The 14,483-nt window shown below is 48.3% G+C and carries 11 protein-coding genes; 8 read left to right on the top strand and 3 right to left on the bottom strand.

All coding sequences use genetic code 11. The annotated features are described in order from the left end of the window. Window positions 1-7: 7 nt before the first annotated feature. Window positions 8-2,713 (top strand): TonB-dependent receptor domain-containing protein, encoded by a 2,706-nt coding sequence (locus ACP7FG_RS03210; protein WP_439225493.1) that lies wholly within the window; start codon window positions 8-10, stop codon window positions 2,711-2,713. Window positions 2,714-2,908: 195 nt separating this feature from the next. On the opposite strand, the gene ACP7FG_RS03205 is transcribed toward ACP7FG_RS03210, so the two are convergent. Further along, the gene (locus ACP7FG_RS03205; RefSeq protein WP_224798348.1) at window positions 2,909-3,796 is read right to left on the bottom strand and encodes a mechanosensitive ion channel family protein; all 888 of its coding nucleotides are present in this window, start codon (window positions 3,794-3,796) and stop codon (window positions 2,909-2,911) included. Between the two features lie 99 nt (window positions 3,797-3,895). Between ACP7FG_RS03205 and ACP7FG_RS03200 the strand changes: the two genes are divergently transcribed. Further along, complete coding sequence (locus ACP7FG_RS03200) at window positions 3,896-5,488, top strand: ABC-F family ATPase (protein WP_199494114.1); 1,593 nt, start codon at window positions 3,896-3,898, stop codon at window positions 5,486-5,488. On the opposite strand, the gene ACP7FG_RS03195 is transcribed toward ACP7FG_RS03200, so the two are convergent. Continuing rightward, window positions 5,485-6,150, bottom strand: a complete 666-nt coding sequence (locus ACP7FG_RS03195; protein WP_439225492.1) for a glutathione S-transferase family protein — start codon at window positions 6,148-6,150, stop codon at window positions 5,485-5,487. The genes ACP7FG_RS03200 and ACP7FG_RS03195 overlap by 4 nt on opposite strands. Before the next feature lie 17 nt (window positions 6,151-6,167). After that, window positions 6,168-6,818, bottom strand: a complete 651-nt coding sequence (locus tag ACP7FG_RS03190) for a DUF1707 SHOCT-like domain-containing protein (protein WP_222236617.1) — start codon at window positions 6,816-6,818, stop codon at window positions 6,168-6,170. Window positions 6,819-6,936: 118 nt separating this feature from the next. Here ACP7FG_RS03190 and ACP7FG_RS03185 point away from each other — a divergent pair, with 118 nt between their 5' ends. The 6 genes from ACP7FG_RS03185 (at window position 6,937) to ACP7FG_RS03160 (ending at window position 14,449) form a co-directional block, all read left to right on the top strand. Then, entirely contained in the window at window positions 6,937-7,380 is a 444-nt protein-coding gene (locus ACP7FG_RS03185; protein ID WP_439225491.1) for a hypothetical protein, read from the top strand. 49 nt (window positions 7,381-7,429) lie between these two features. Beyond that, window positions 7,430-8,641, top strand: a complete 1,212-nt coding sequence (locus ACP7FG_RS03180; RefSeq protein WP_439225490.1) for a M24 family metallopeptidase — start codon at window positions 7,430-7,432, stop codon at window positions 8,639-8,641. Between the two features lie 146 nt (window positions 8,642-8,787). Beyond that, the gene (locus ACP7FG_RS03175; protein ID WP_439225489.1) at window positions 8,788-9,111 is read left to right on the top strand and encodes a hypothetical protein; all 324 of its coding nucleotides are present in this window, start codon (window positions 8,788-8,790) and stop codon (window positions 9,109-9,111) included. Window positions 9,112-9,158: 47 nt separating this feature from the next. After that, window positions 9,159-10,406 (top strand): TolC family protein, encoded by a 1,248-nt coding sequence (locus tag ACP7FG_RS03170; protein WP_439225488.1) that lies wholly within the window; start codon window positions 9,159-9,161, stop codon window positions 10,404-10,406. Continuing rightward, window positions 10,403-11,305, top strand: a complete 903-nt coding sequence (locus ACP7FG_RS03165; RefSeq protein WP_439225487.1) for an efflux RND transporter periplasmic adaptor subunit — start codon at window positions 10,403-10,405, stop codon at window positions 11,303-11,305. The genes ACP7FG_RS03170 and ACP7FG_RS03165 overlap by 4 nt, the downstream gene beginning before the upstream one ends. A gap of 12 nt (window positions 11,306-11,317) precedes the next feature. Next, on the top strand, window positions 11,318-14,449 hold the full coding sequence (locus ACP7FG_RS03160) for an efflux RND transporter permease subunit (protein ID WP_439225486.1): 3,132 nt from the start codon (window positions 11,318-11,320) through the stop codon (window positions 14,447-14,449). The last annotated feature ends 34 nt before the right edge of the window (window positions 14,450-14,483 follow it).

Here is a 14,483-nt window from a genome sequence, read left to right as displayed (position 1 = left end):
GTTGATTATGAAGAATCAATACAAACTCAAACCGGTTGCTTTAGCGGTTGGTTTGGGCCTGTTTGCCACGGCTCCGACAGCTTTGGCACAGCAAGCTGACGAAACTGAAGTTGAACGCGAGTCGACCATTGAAGAAGTGGTTACTACCGGTAGTCGTTTGCAGGGAAGTGCGGCTGCGGTGGTTGAAGAGCGCAAAAACCAGGCCTTTGTGGCGGATATTCTGGGTGCAGAGCAGCTGTCTCGTTCCGGTGACAGCGACGCGGCTTCAGCGTTGCGCCGGGTGACCGGTTTGACCTTGGTGGACGGCAAATTTATTTACGTGCGTGGTTTAGGTGAGCGCTACTCAAGTGCCCGCATTAACGGCGCCAGTATTCCCAGCCCGGACTTAACCCGTAATGTGGTGCCGCTGGACATTATTCCATCGACCATTATTGAAAGCATGGCGGTACAAAAGGTGTTTTCACCTTCCATGCCGGCGGCTTTTGGCGGTGGTAACATTGATATCCGCACACGCTCGCTGCCGGATGACTTTATTTTTAATGTTGAGGCAGGAGTCGGTCTTAACAGCAATGCCGATGACGGCTACACCTATAACCGCAACGATGACGGCATTCCTGACGGGATCCGCGATGCGATTGGTCGTTATCAGGGTGACTTTAGCTTACGCAACATTATTAATACCGATGGACTGAGCGGCAGCGGGAACAGTGCCGGTTATCAGGCGCGGGCCATTAATGCGTCACTGGCGAAACAATTACCTCGTGACATGGTGCTAAAGGAAGAGTCTCTGGATCCTAACTTTGATTTAAAAGCGACCTTAGGTAACAGTTTTGATGAGTCCTGGTTGGGCGGCACTATCGGAGTGTTGGCTGCTGCGTCTTATGACAATGACTGGGATGTCTCTGAGCGTCGTAATGCGGTTATCAGTAACAATGCTGAAGCGGGCTGTTCAACTTCGCTGGAAACTGCCGAGGATGTCTCTAACTCGTGTTACAACACCTTGTCTGAAACTACGGTGACACAGGAAACTGAGCGTCTGAACGGCTTTTTTACCGCAGGCTATGAATTAGATACACACAGTGTCAGCTACACCAAAATTTACCTGGAAGACTCAGAGGACGAGTCAGAATTTGGTATTAAGCAAAGCCCCAACGGCAGTAACCTGAAAACTATTGCCGGAACCGGTATTGCTAACCGAGAACATGAGTTCAAATACGAAGAGCGGGTACTAAACGTGGACCAATTCCGCGGCCAGCACACCTTTATGGACTATTGGGGCATTGGTTTTGACTGGCAGTACACGGAGTCAAAAGCGGAGACGGAAATTCCGACCGAAGTATCTTACCGTTTTGATGACATTTACAACACTGACGGTAGCTTCTCTGAGACTCGGGTAACGGGTGATGACAACCGCGCTATCTTCCAGTTTGTGGATATGGAAGACAACGTGAAGTCATACGGTGGTAACTTCTCGCTGCCATTAATGTTTTCCGGGTTGGAGCTGGAATTGAAAGCGGGCTACGACTTTGTTGATAAAGCACGTTACTACAACACCAGTCGTTTTAGTCTGGATAACGCTTCTGGATCACGTTTGTCAGTGCTGGATGATTTAGACAACGTACTGGAAGTTACCGGGTATCTGACCGATGAGGTCATCGACGAAAATGACTTCCGTATTACCTTCCGTGAACCGGGTGCGCCAAATGCGGATGATTACCTGGCTGCTCAGAAAATCGATGCGTATTACGGTGAGTTCGATGCCATATTCGACAATACCTGGCGTGTCAGTGGTGGTGTTCGTTACGAAGACTTTAAGCAAGTGTCATTGGCGACCTCGAGCTTAATTTTTGACGAGCAGGACCTGAATAACTACTTCAACCCTCAGCGCGTTATCGATAGCTCGATTTCAGAAGACGATGTTTACACCGCTTTGTCACTGACCTATATGGCTAATGACAATTATCAGCTTCGTTTTGGCTACGGTGAAACCGTGGTTCGTCCGGACTTGCGCGAGACGGTTCCGGTAGCTTACTACGACCCGACTACGGATATTCGCACTTTTGGTACGGCCGGTTTGCAAAGCAGTGACTTACGTAACTACGACGCTCGTTTTGAGTACTATGCGGATAATGGCGATAACTACACCGTTGCAGCGTTTTATAAGGATATTTCGAATCCTATAGAGTCGGTGCTACGGGTCGGAGATGAAGATTACACACTGACCTATGTGAACGGTGAATCAGCCGAAGTGTACGGTGTTGAGTTTGAATGGCTGCACGACTTAGGCTATTTAGCGAATGGCTTCTTTACCTCAGGTAACTTAACCTGGAGTGATTCAGAAGCGTCAATTGATCCGGCGCTGGCCGGTAACTTAACCAACCCGACTAAGCGCATGACCGGACACTCAGAGTACGTGGCTAACTTCCAGTTAAACTACGACTCTGCCAACGGCGAGCACTCAACGTCGCTGGTTTACAACGTGTTTGGTGAACGCATTCTGGCAGCAGGTGTTGGTGGACGTGAAGACGCTTACGAACAGCCTTTCCACTCGCTGGATTTGGTGTACAACTACTATCCGAGCTTCAGTTCAAAAATTGGCTTCAAGGTGAAGAACCTTCTTGGAGAAGATCAGGAAGTGACGCAATCGGATATTTTAGTACGTAGCAAAGAAGTCGGAACCGTCGTTAGCTTAAGTTACAGCTACGAGTTCTAAGTAACCTGATGTTTACATCAGGTGAGGTGGATGTAGCGGGCGCTGAGGCCGCAGGAACTATTGAGGAGGACGCCCGTAAATACATCCATGTAGGGCTTGGGCAGCGCCATCCATGGCGCTGCACACCTCCTCAATAGTCCACTGCAACCGTCGGTCGCGCCCTCTACCACCATCCTTACTGATGCAATAGCATCATTAGGTCATCTTTATCTCTAGTGGTTTCAGCGTATCTAAATGCACATCGCGCTGCGGGAAGGCGATGGTGATGTCATTCTCGGCGAATATCTTATCGATTTTAAAGCGTATGTCGGACTGTACTCGACGAATATCCATAGGGGCTTCAACTTCTGTCCAGAAGAGTAAATTGAAGGTTAAGCTGTTGTCACCAAAGTCATCGAAGAAAACTTCAAAAGGCAGGCGTTGAACAATTTTTTCGTGTTGGCTGGCGGCTTCCAGCATGAGTTCGCGAACCTTGTCGATAGGCGAGCCATAGGCAACCCCAACGGTGACTGTGCTGCGTATTTCCGTCGATACCAATGTCCAGTTTACTACGCGCTGTTCCAGGAAGTAGCTGTTAGGCACCAATACATGCACGCCGTCGAAGCGTTTGATGCGAACACAGCGGTTGCCAATTTCTTCAATTTTGCCCCGTTCATTCTCGAGCTCAACGATGTCGCCAATGCGAATAGGGCGCTCGGCAACCAATATCATGCCGGAAATCAGGTTGTTTAACAGGTTCTGGGCACCAAAACCGACACCAATGGCTAATGCACCACCTAGCACCGCGAATATGGTAATGGGGATGCCGGCAACGGGCAGGGCTATTAAGACAATGAGCACGTAAGCCATGAATGAGAACAGCTTTCTAAAGGCATAAATGGTGTTCTGCGAGGCATGACCCGATTTAAGAGCCCGTTTGACCAGGCTGGAGCCAACCCAGCGTATAACAATAACGCCAACAATAATCAGTGTAATGGCAATAATTACCTGACTGAGGTATATCTGTGCGTCGCCGGTCTTCCAAAGCTCGGTGTTCCAAATTTTACTTAAATTCGTGGAGACATCATTCCAGGACATTTGCATAGTCTATTTACCCATTAGTGAATCTTTCTTTGTAATTTACGCGAAAACCACGTACATTGCGCGCTCAATTTTTACCCTATAGTCCTGGATGTTGAATACGTGATTTCTGCTGCAAATATCACCATGCAATTTGGTGCGAAGCCTCTTTTTGAAAATATTTCTGTTAAATTCGGCAATGGCAACCGTTATGGCCTTATTGGTGCTAATGGCTGTGGTAAGTCGACCTTTATGCGCATTTTAAGTGGTGAGCAGGAGCCTTCCTCCGGCAACGTCTCGCTGGAGCCGAATACCCGCATTGGTAAGTTGCGTCAGGACCAGTTTGCGTACGAAGAGTACAGCGTGGTTGACGCCGTTATTATGGGGCACGAAGAGCTGTGGGCGGTAAAAGAAGAACGGGACCGCATTTACAGCAGTGGCGAAATGAGTGAAGAAGACGGTATGCGTGTAGCCGATTTGGAAACCGAATTTGCTGAAATGGATGGCTATACTGCGGAGTCACGCGCCGGTGAGTTATTGCTGGGACTGGGCATACCGGTAGAGCAGCACTTTGGGCTGATGTCGGCGCTGGCACCGGGTGTAAAAATTCGGGTGTTACTGGCGCAGGTACTGTTCTCCGAGCCGGATATTATGCTGCTGGACGAGCCGACCAACAACCTGGACATTAACACCATTCGTTGGTTAGAAGAGGTGTTGGCGGAAAAGCAAAGCACTATGATCATTATCTCGCACGATCGTCACTTTCTGAACACGGTTTGTACGCACATGGCTGATATTGATTACGGCGAGTTGCGCGTGTACCCGGGTAACTATGACGAATACATGTTTGCCGCTACTCAGGCGCGCGAACAGCTGATGAGCGATAACGCCAAGAAGAAAGAGAAAATTGCGGAGCTGCAGAGCTTTGTCAGTCGTTTCTCGGCGAATGCGTCAAAAGCCAAGCAGGCGACCTCGCGTCAGCGACAAATGGAAAAGATTCAGTTGGATGAGGTTAAAGCATCCAGCCGGGTGAATCCGTATATTCGCTTCACGCAAGAGAAGAAACTTTACCGGCTGGCGCTTGAAACCGAAAACGTACGTAAGAGCTTTGATGAAGAGGCCGTTTTAAAAGGCTTGAGCACATCGATAGAAGTGGGTGAGAAAGTCGCTATTATCGGTGCCAACGGTATTGGTAAAACGACTTTGCTGAAATGTTTGATGGGCGAGTACACGCCGGACTCAGGCAGCATCAAGTGGTCTGAAAATGCGGCGATAGGCTACTACGCGCAGGATCACGCTCATTGGTTTAAGCAGGAAATGACCGTTTACGAATGGATGTATCAGTGGAAGAAGCCAGGCGATGACGAACAGGCTATTCGTGGTGTGTTGGGTCGTATGCTGTTTTCTTCAGACGATATTCAGAAGCCGGTATCGATTTTATCCGGTGGTGAAAAAGGGCGGATGATCTTCGGGAAACTGATTTTGCAGCGCCCGAACATTCTGGTGATGGACGAACCGACGAACCATTTGGATATGGAATCGATAGAGTCGTTAAACATGGCACTGGAGCAGTTTGAAGGTACCTTGTTGTTTGTCAGCCATGACCGCGAGTTCGTGTCGACTTTGGCTACTCGTATTATCGAAATAACCGACAAAGGCTTACGTGACTTTGCCGGTAGTTACGATGAGTATCTGGCGCAGCTGGCTGCCGCTTAACGCTGCACCATTTTCTGGGCGCTCTTGACCAGTTCGTCAGGATCGCCCATCCGCTCCGGCTTTGTGACACCGCGTTGGCAGGCAGGACGCTCACTGATGGTGTTCATCCATCGCTTCAGGTTTTCCAGGCCGTCAAGACTGACACCGGACCAGTCGTGGGTACGCACCCAGCACCAGTTGGCAATATCCGCTAACGAGAAGTTTTCACCGGCTAAGTATTCAGACTCTCCTAAACGCTTATTCAGCACCTCGAACAGCCGACGGCTTTCGTTTTGATAACGTTCAATGGCTGACGGTAGCTTCTCCGGAAAGTACCGATAGAAGACATTAGCTTGTCCCATCATGGGGCCTATGCCACCCATTTGAAACATCAGCCATTGGATCATACGCGAACGTTCTTTCGGATCTTTAGGGTTCAGTTTGTCGTAGGTTTCTGCCAGGTACAACATAATGGCACCAGATTCAAATACCACGAAGTCGTCGTTGTCTTTATCGACAATTACCGGAATGCGCCCGTTAGGATTCATTTTCAGAAAGTCCGGGCGCTTTTGCTCGTCGTCCTGCAACTGAACGTGATGGAGATTATAGTCCAACCCCATTTCTTCTAATGTGACCGTGGCTTTGTAACCGTTGGGTGTGGCAGCCGTGTAGAGTTCAATCATATGTACCCCTTAAACCGTTAACGAGATTGAAAGGTGCCTTTTAAGCTATTTGCAAAGGCAACAAACTTCTCTTTTATGGTGCGCTTCACTTTTACCTCAACAGAACCCAGTACCTGGAAGCCCTCAATACGTATATGAGGAGCCTGCTTTAAGTTGCCCATAGACGGGGCTTTATTCTCTGTGGAACCAAGAATGCTAAAGACGTTGGTGCTGATAGTAATTTCTTCAGGCACAAAAATTTCAAGGCTTGAAAGGCCGCCTATAATTTTTATAGTAACGTCAGGGTGTTGGAATACGGCATCGGTAAAGTCCAGTTCTACTGAGCCTAACAGGGAATAGATTGTGATTTCGCGTGGAACCGTCCATACACCACAACGCTCATTAGAGGACAGTATGGAGACCACGTTTTCTGTTGGCAGAACTCTGCCTTCACCGTAATGTGGCGAGAATTGCTGTTCTTTCATGCTGTCGTATGAGGTATCGGGCTTCAGCTCCAGGTCTTCTACCAGTTCCGCCAGCTGGCTATGTGCCGTCGCGTCCATAGCTTGATCAAGCCGGCGTTCAAAGGCTTCTGCCGACAGCTCACCGTGGCTGTAATTCATGACCAGTTGGTCGATGGTTTCTTCCCGGACTTTTTCTATTGGGCGATCTTCAAACTTTACACTCATGATGGTTCCTTGTTGTTCTTATCTTCTTATTATGGACAACAAAGCAATTCTTAGGCCAGAAATAATTTCTTTAATAATCATGCGCTTATAATTTCATTGAAAGTTGAGGTTTGTGCTTGTGACCAAATATTGGGAAGAACGACCAATTTACACGAGAGCAGTTGACCTTCTGCGAGTTATTAACTTAACTAAAACTCAGGAAAATCAGGCTCAGGATAAAGTATTGGGCTGGTTTTCCGGCATTCACAAAATGATAGAGCGGATGTTGCGCAAGTCACTGGAGTTTTTAGAGAACGCCGCGGACAAACCTTTTAAGCTGGCTGACAAAATAATGTACGGTAGCGACTGGCATATGGTGTCTATGGTTAACGACATTGAAGCCTATTTTGGGCAAATAAAGGACATTTTTGAAAAGCAGAAAATGCAGCCTTTTGCCGATAAGTTCTATTTTAAAAATGCACTGAGGTACGTTGATTTAGAGGCTTATATTAAACGTGCGGAGAATGTGTTTAGTCAGGATTACATTGCACGGTTGAAAGAAATTCGGACGAATTTGATGTAGCCTGATGCTATTAAATCCGATGAATGCTCAATTAATAAGAGGAATGTTTATGACCCATGGGGTAGGGGTTGCGCGGGCTGAGGAAGCTCTCAGCGCTTTGGAAAATATGACCGCAGGTGTTCAGCCTATTCAACTGGAAGAATACCAACAGCGCGTTGCCAGAGCGCAGGCACTGATGCAGGAGCAAGGCATTAGCGCTATGTACTTAAACGCAGGAACCAACTTAGAATATTTTACTGGTTTAAAGTGGTACCCCAGTGAGCGCCTGGTTGGCGCTGTTCTCCCGGTTGAAGGGGATGTCACCCTGATAGCGCCGGCGTTTGAAGTCGGTTCATTAACTCAGGCAATGATACTGCCCATGGATACGGTTTTGTGGGACGAGCACGAATCACCCTACGAACGGTTGTTGGCGTTCTTAACTGAGCATTTTTCTGATGGTTATAAGCTGGCATTAGATGAATCCACACCCTACAGCGTGGTGGCACAGCTGGAGGAACGTAAACCCGCCGAAACAATGTGCGACGCAAAAGTCATTACCGCTGCCTGCCGAATGCATAAATCTCCCGCAGAATTGGCGTTAATTCAGGCCGCAATGGATATGACCATGGCTGTGCACAGAGCCACCGGCGCTATGCTTCACGAAGGCATCACAGCGTCGGAAGTCAGAGCTTTTATTGATAAAGCACATCGTAAGGTGGGAGCGTCCGGTTCGTTTTTCTGTATTGTTTTATTTGGCAAGGCGACCAGTTATCCGCACGGCGTTAATTACGAACAGCGCTTAGAAAAAGACGACTGGGTTCTTATTGATACCGGCTGCAAGCTGCATGGGTATCATTCTGATATTACCCGTACATACGCATTTGGGACTGCAACTGAAGAGCAAGAGCAATTCTGGCAGCACGAGCGTGATTTACAGCAAGCGGCCTTTGACGCGGCACGTATCGGTAAAACCTGCGAATCTGTTGATGATGCGGTTCGCGCTAAATTGAAAGAGCTGGGTTTAAAGGCTGACTATCAATTACCGGGTGTGCCGCACAGAACGGGACACGGTATTGGTATGGATTTGCATGAGTGGCCTTATCTAGTTGGAGGCGATAAGACTAAATTAGCGCCGGGAATGTGCTTTAGTAATGAACCTATGGTGATTAACCCGGAGAAGTTCGGCGTGCGCCTGGAAGACCATTTTTATATGAGCGAAGAGGGGGCTTTTTGGTTTACCGAGCCGTCGCGCTCAGTGGATGACCCGTTTAACCTTCTGTAACTGGCCTGGACGGTGCCTGACGTTTCACGTCAGGCTCTATGCTTAAATATCTCACCTTAAGAACTCAGCTAACATCGCAGTTTATCAAACACTAACGCGAATTTCTGCGCTGGTCTTATGGGGGATTATTCGATAAAGTGACCGCCATGAAAATATCTTGGTTGCTCATCGTGGTCGTATTAATACACAGCTTTTTTACCTGTGCGTCTGCTGCTGGGCATATCGAAGACTCGAGTCACCAAAGTGTCGATGTTGTGTTTGATTCAGACCATGATATCGAGCATAAAAGTTCAACTACAGAGCAACCAGCTCTCGATCATGAACATCAATTTCATGCTCACATAAGTTGTATTACCGGCTATGGAATAGCCGTTTCTGCAACGCCAGTGATTCTTGCGTCCAACTCAAACTCTGTGGATTTTGGCCAAAGCCTGACTCACCAACCCCCTGTACCTCCACCAAACGCGTAACCGTTAACTTAGACTTTTTAAAACCTATAAGTTAATGGAGAAGCAACATGAAGTATTTACACTTCGTGGCAGCCTTTTGCTTAGGCGCGCTAGTGCCTGCGGCGACGGCTGCTACGACAGATTTAACGCTGAAAGAAGCGTTACAAAAAACGCTCAACAATAATCCTGAGTTACTGGAATATGATTATAAAATACGAGCTGCAGGAGCACTGATAGAGCAGGCTGAGTTTTCACCTAACCCAAGGGTATCTGCGGAAATAGAAAACTTCGCGGGTTCAGGACGGTTAGAAGGTATCAGTAGCTCACAGTTAACCGTATCCTTTTCTCAGCTCATAGAATTAGGGGACAAACGGCAGTTACGCGTTGAAGCTGCAACCGAAAAAGAAAAAGCTCAGCGAGCAGAGTTCGAGTATCGTCAAATTGAGGTCTTGGCGGAAACTACACAGCGTTTCTATGACGTTTTAAAACTTCAGCAAGTCGCGCATACCAGCGAGCGTCAAATTGAGCGAACTGAGCGACTGATAAAAGTGGCGCAGGAGCGTGTAGAAGCTGGCGCGGTGCCTAGATCCGAGGTTATTCGCATTAAACTGCAGTTAGAGCGCCAATACGCTTTCTCTGACGAGTTGAACGGTAAACTGAAAAAGCAACAAGCTGAGCTGGCTTCAATGTGGGCAGGCGAGCTCAGTTTTAAGCGGGTCTCTGGAGGCTTTTCTTTTCCGCTAAGTCTGCCGGAAAAAGCCAACGTGTTATCGGCTGTTAATCGGGCGCCGGAGTATTTGCGTTTACTGGACTCTGAGCAACTCCTACAAGCGCAAGCCAGAGCGTTAGCAGCGAACTCAAAGTCGGATATTACCGTTGGTGTCGGGGCTCGCTACAATAATGAGTTCGATGATGCAGGTTTAATCGTCCAGGCATCGATGCCATTGCAGTTCACTGACCCTAACGTCGGTCGCATAAAACAAAGCCGATTACTGCATCAGTCTAACCTTGCGCAGCAAAAACAGGTTCGGCAGCAACTAAAATCACTGGCTTTATCGCTAGTGCACAGTTTGCAAACTCACCAAAGTTATCTGCAAAAGATAAACCAGCGACTGATGCCATTATCTGAGCAATTACTTGAACAAACTCAACAGGGTTACGCACGCGGAACGCACTCTTTGTTGCAAGTGTTAGACGCGCAAACGGAGTTAGCCAAACTCGAGTATGAAAAAGTCTCCCGTCAACATGCGATTTACAGCGACATCATCCAATTAGAGCGCATGACCGGACAGCCGTTTTTAGGAGTACAACCATGACTTTCAATTCAGTGATCACTCTGTTCTGCATCGCCATTTTTTCACTGCCCGCATTGGCTTATGAGGAAAAACACGCAGAGCATGAGGTACCCCATACCAATTTAAGTGACGCAGCAATAGAAAACGCGAAATTAACGTTGGCAACAGCGAGCGTTCAAAACCTTCGAGTAAAGCAGACTATTTTTGGGGTGATAGCCCCTAATAACAACAATATCGTGCATATCGGAGCTAAGTACAAAGGTATTGTTACATCGCTAAAGGCCAATATCGGCGATGCCATAACAGCCGGGCAAACCCTGGCTGTTGTTGAGAATGTTACGACAGGCACGGCATTTGAAGTCATCAGCCCAATTAGCGGAGAGGTGACGGCTCGTTTTACCAATGTTGGTGAAGTGGTTGAGCAAAAGCCATTATTTGAAGTCCTGGATCCGTCATCTGTCTGGGTAGAGCTTTCAGCGTTTCCGGAGAACATTGAGTCATTAGCAGAAGACCAGACGGCACATGTTTACGACTTGCATCACCACAAGACAGTCGAAGGGACGATTTCTTATCTATCTCCACAAATGACCGGCGGACATATTGCACGCGCACGTATCGAGCTGCCCAATCAGTCGGGGCATTGGCGACCGGGAATGCACGTAAAAGCCGATGTCGTTACAGACAGCTTTAACGCGAGCTTGGCCATAGATAACGATGCCGTGCAACGTTTAGAAGATAACCCCGTTGTTTTTGTTAAAGAGGGTAATCGTTTCGAAGCTCGAGAAGTTGAACTAGGCCGAACTGACGGTGAATACACCGAGGTGTTATCGGGTATTGAAAATGGCGAAAGTTATGTCGTTGAAAACAGCTACTTGATAAAGGCTGACATTCTAAAACAAGGCGCAGGCCACAGCCATTAGGGAGAGTAAACAATGATAGATGCACTCATTCGCTTTGCGGTTGAGCGTCGATGGCTGGTGCTTGCCGCAACCTTGTTAGTAGCAGCTGCGGGCGTTTATAGCACATTAAAGCTACCTATCGATGCTGTGCCGGATATTACCAATGTTCAGGTACAGATAAATTCAGAAGCGCCAGGCTATTCGCCATTAGAAACCGAACAACGTATTTCTTATCCGGTGGAAACCGCGATGGCAGGTTTACCAAAGCTGGACTACACCCGCTCGATCTCACGCTATGGGTTGTCGCAAGTTACCGTGGTGTTTGAAGAGGGCACCGATATTTACTGGGCCAGACAACAAATCAGTGAACGACTGCAAAAGGTAAGGGGAGAAGTTCCCGACGGTATTGAGCCGACGATGGGGCCAATAGCCTCCGGCCTTGGTGAAATTGTTAATTATGTAGTACGCGCGAAAGAGGGGGTTACCAATGCCGATGGCGAGGCGTATACGCCCGAGCAGTTGCGTACCATCCAGGATTGGATCATTAAGCCGCAACTGGTCAAGGTGCCCGGTGTTACCGAGATTAATAGTGTGGGGGGTTATGAAAAGCAATACCAGGTGGCTCCCATCCCCGGCCGTATGCTGGCCTATAAAGTGACCATGCAGGATCTTTTGGCAGCATTGGATCTTAACAATAGAAACGCTGGCGCCGGTTATATCGAGAAAAATGGTGAGCAATGGTTGGTGCGTTCGCCTGGACAGCTTAAGACACTTGACGATATTCGTAATGTGGTCGTGACAAAACGTGATGATGCACCGGTGCGCGTGAGTGATGTGGCTGAGGTCAAACTGGGAGAACAATTACGCACTGGCGCTGCAACCTCGGGCGAGGACGAAGTGGTATTGGGCACGGCCATGATGCTTATCGGCAAAAACAGTCGCATCGTTGCGCAGAATGTGGCCAATAAAATTGAGGAGGTGCAACGTAGCCTGCCGGACGGTGTCATCATTGAAACGGTTTATAACCGCACATCCTTAGTGGATAAAACCATTGCAACGGTAGAGAAAAACCTGTTTGAAGGTGCGGTACTGGTTATTGTGGTACTTTTCATTCTGCTTGGAAATGTCCGTGCAGCGCTGATTACGGCGTGCGTTATTCCCTTGAGTATGCTGTTTGCGGTAAGCGGCATGGTCGCCAACAAGGTGTCTGGTAATTTAATGAGCCTGGGCGCAATTGATTTTGGCATTATTGTCGACGGTGCGGTCATTGTTGTCGAGAACGCGCTGCGGCGCCTGGGGAATGCTCAACAACGCCTCGGTAGGGTGCTGACAACCAAAGAGCGTTTAATTGAAGTGACTCACAGTACACGTGAGGTCTTCAACCCAGCCGTTTTTGGTGTACTGATTATCATGCTGGTCTACCTGCCAATATTTGCGTTAAGTGGCGTGGAAGGCAAGATGTTCCATCCCATGGCGTTTACGGTTGTAGCGGCGTTGTTAGGTGCGCTGATTTTCAGTGTTACCTTTGTACCAGCTGCTATTGCAATATTTGTCCGTGGCAATATTAAGCACGGCGAAAACCGAATAATGCGAGCGGCCCGCAAAGTGTATCAGCCGGCTCTACGGCAAACATTAAAGCTTCCAGTTGTCATTATTTTGCTTGGCTTTGGGTTATTTGCGGTATCACTGTTTCAGGCGAGTCGCATGGGAACTGAGTTTTTGCCACAGCTTGATGAAGGCGATATTGCCATGCATGCCTTGCGCATTCCGGGGACTGGCTTACAGCAGTCTATAGCAATGCAAAAAGATGTTGAGTCTGTGGTGTCACGCTTTGACGAAGTTAAACTGGTATTCTCAAAAATTGGTACCCCGGATGTTGCGACCGACCCTATGCCACCGAGCGTTGCTGATACCATTATTATTTTAAAGGAGCGTGAGGACTGGCCAAACCCAAAGAAACCCAAAGAGCAACTGGTTGCTGAAATACGAACTGCTGTGCAAGAGCTTCCCGGTAATAAGTACGAGTTCACTCAGCCGATTGAAATGCGCTTTAACGAACTTATTGCAGGCGTTCGAGCTGACTTGGGGGTTCGTATTTATGGCGATGACTTGCAAACGCTTAAACGGTTAGGTGACTCAGCCGCCGCAGTCATTCGCACCGTTGATGGCGCTGCTGATGTTCGGGTTGAACAAATGACCGGTTTATCGACACTCTCAGTTGTACCTAAGCGTGATCATTTAGCGTTATTAGGCCTAACAGTCGCTGATGTACAACGAGCAGTTCAAGCCGCGGTTGGTGGAGTTCAGTCAGGGATTATTTACGAGGGGGATAAACGCTTCAAGCTAATGGTACGTCTCAACAAAGAATGGCGTAAGAGCATTGAACAGCTTAAATCACTGCCTATTGATCTGCCTGCCGGCAACCCTGAGCTGCGCTATGTGCCGTTGGGAGAGGTCGCCGAATTGAGTTTGGAAAGTGGACCGAACCAAATTAACCGAGAAAGCAGCAAACGCAATGTTATTGTGAGTGCGAATGTTGAAGATCGTGATTTGGGCTCTTTTGTGGCAGATGTTCAGGATGCGCTAACGACTGACGTTGATTTGCCGGCAGGTTATTGGGTTAACTACGACGGTACCTTTGAACAGCTGCAATCAGCTTCCCAACGGTTGAGTTTGGTTGTGCCATTAGCGCTGCTATTAATTATTGGCCTGCTATACAGTGCGTTTAATTCGCTGAGCAGTGCACTCGTCATATTTACAGGCGTTCCCTTAGCGCTGACCGGCGGGATATTCGCATTAGCGCTGCGTGATATGCCGCTATCAATTTCCGCTGCAGTCGGCTTCATTGCACTGTCGGGCGTGGCGGTTTTGAACGGCGTGGTCATGCTGACATTCATACGGCAACTGCTGCGCGACGGACTGCCGTTGAAAGATGCGGTGTTTGAAGGCGCGCAACAACGGTTAAGACCTGTACTGATGACTGCTCTCGTAGCTAGCCTGGGCTTTGTCCCTATGGCATTTAATACCGGTGTCGGCGCTGAGGTACAGCGACCACTGGCTACTGTGGTAATCGGCGGCATTGTCTCGTCGACATTATTGACTTTGGTGGTGCTGCCAGCGTTGTATTACTTAGTACAACGTTTTAAAGGAACCCATGTAGAATAAGTTGAAGTATTTAAGCACGCTCGTTATTGGGCGT

Origin of the sequence: Idiomarina sp. ST10R2A5, assembly GCF_051842325.1 — a bacterium.
Classification (GTDB): Bacteria; Pseudomonadota; Gammaproteobacteria; order Enterobacterales; family Alteromonadaceae; genus Idiomarina; species Idiomarina abyssalis.
This window is presented reverse-complemented; position numbering and strand designations above follow the sequence as displayed.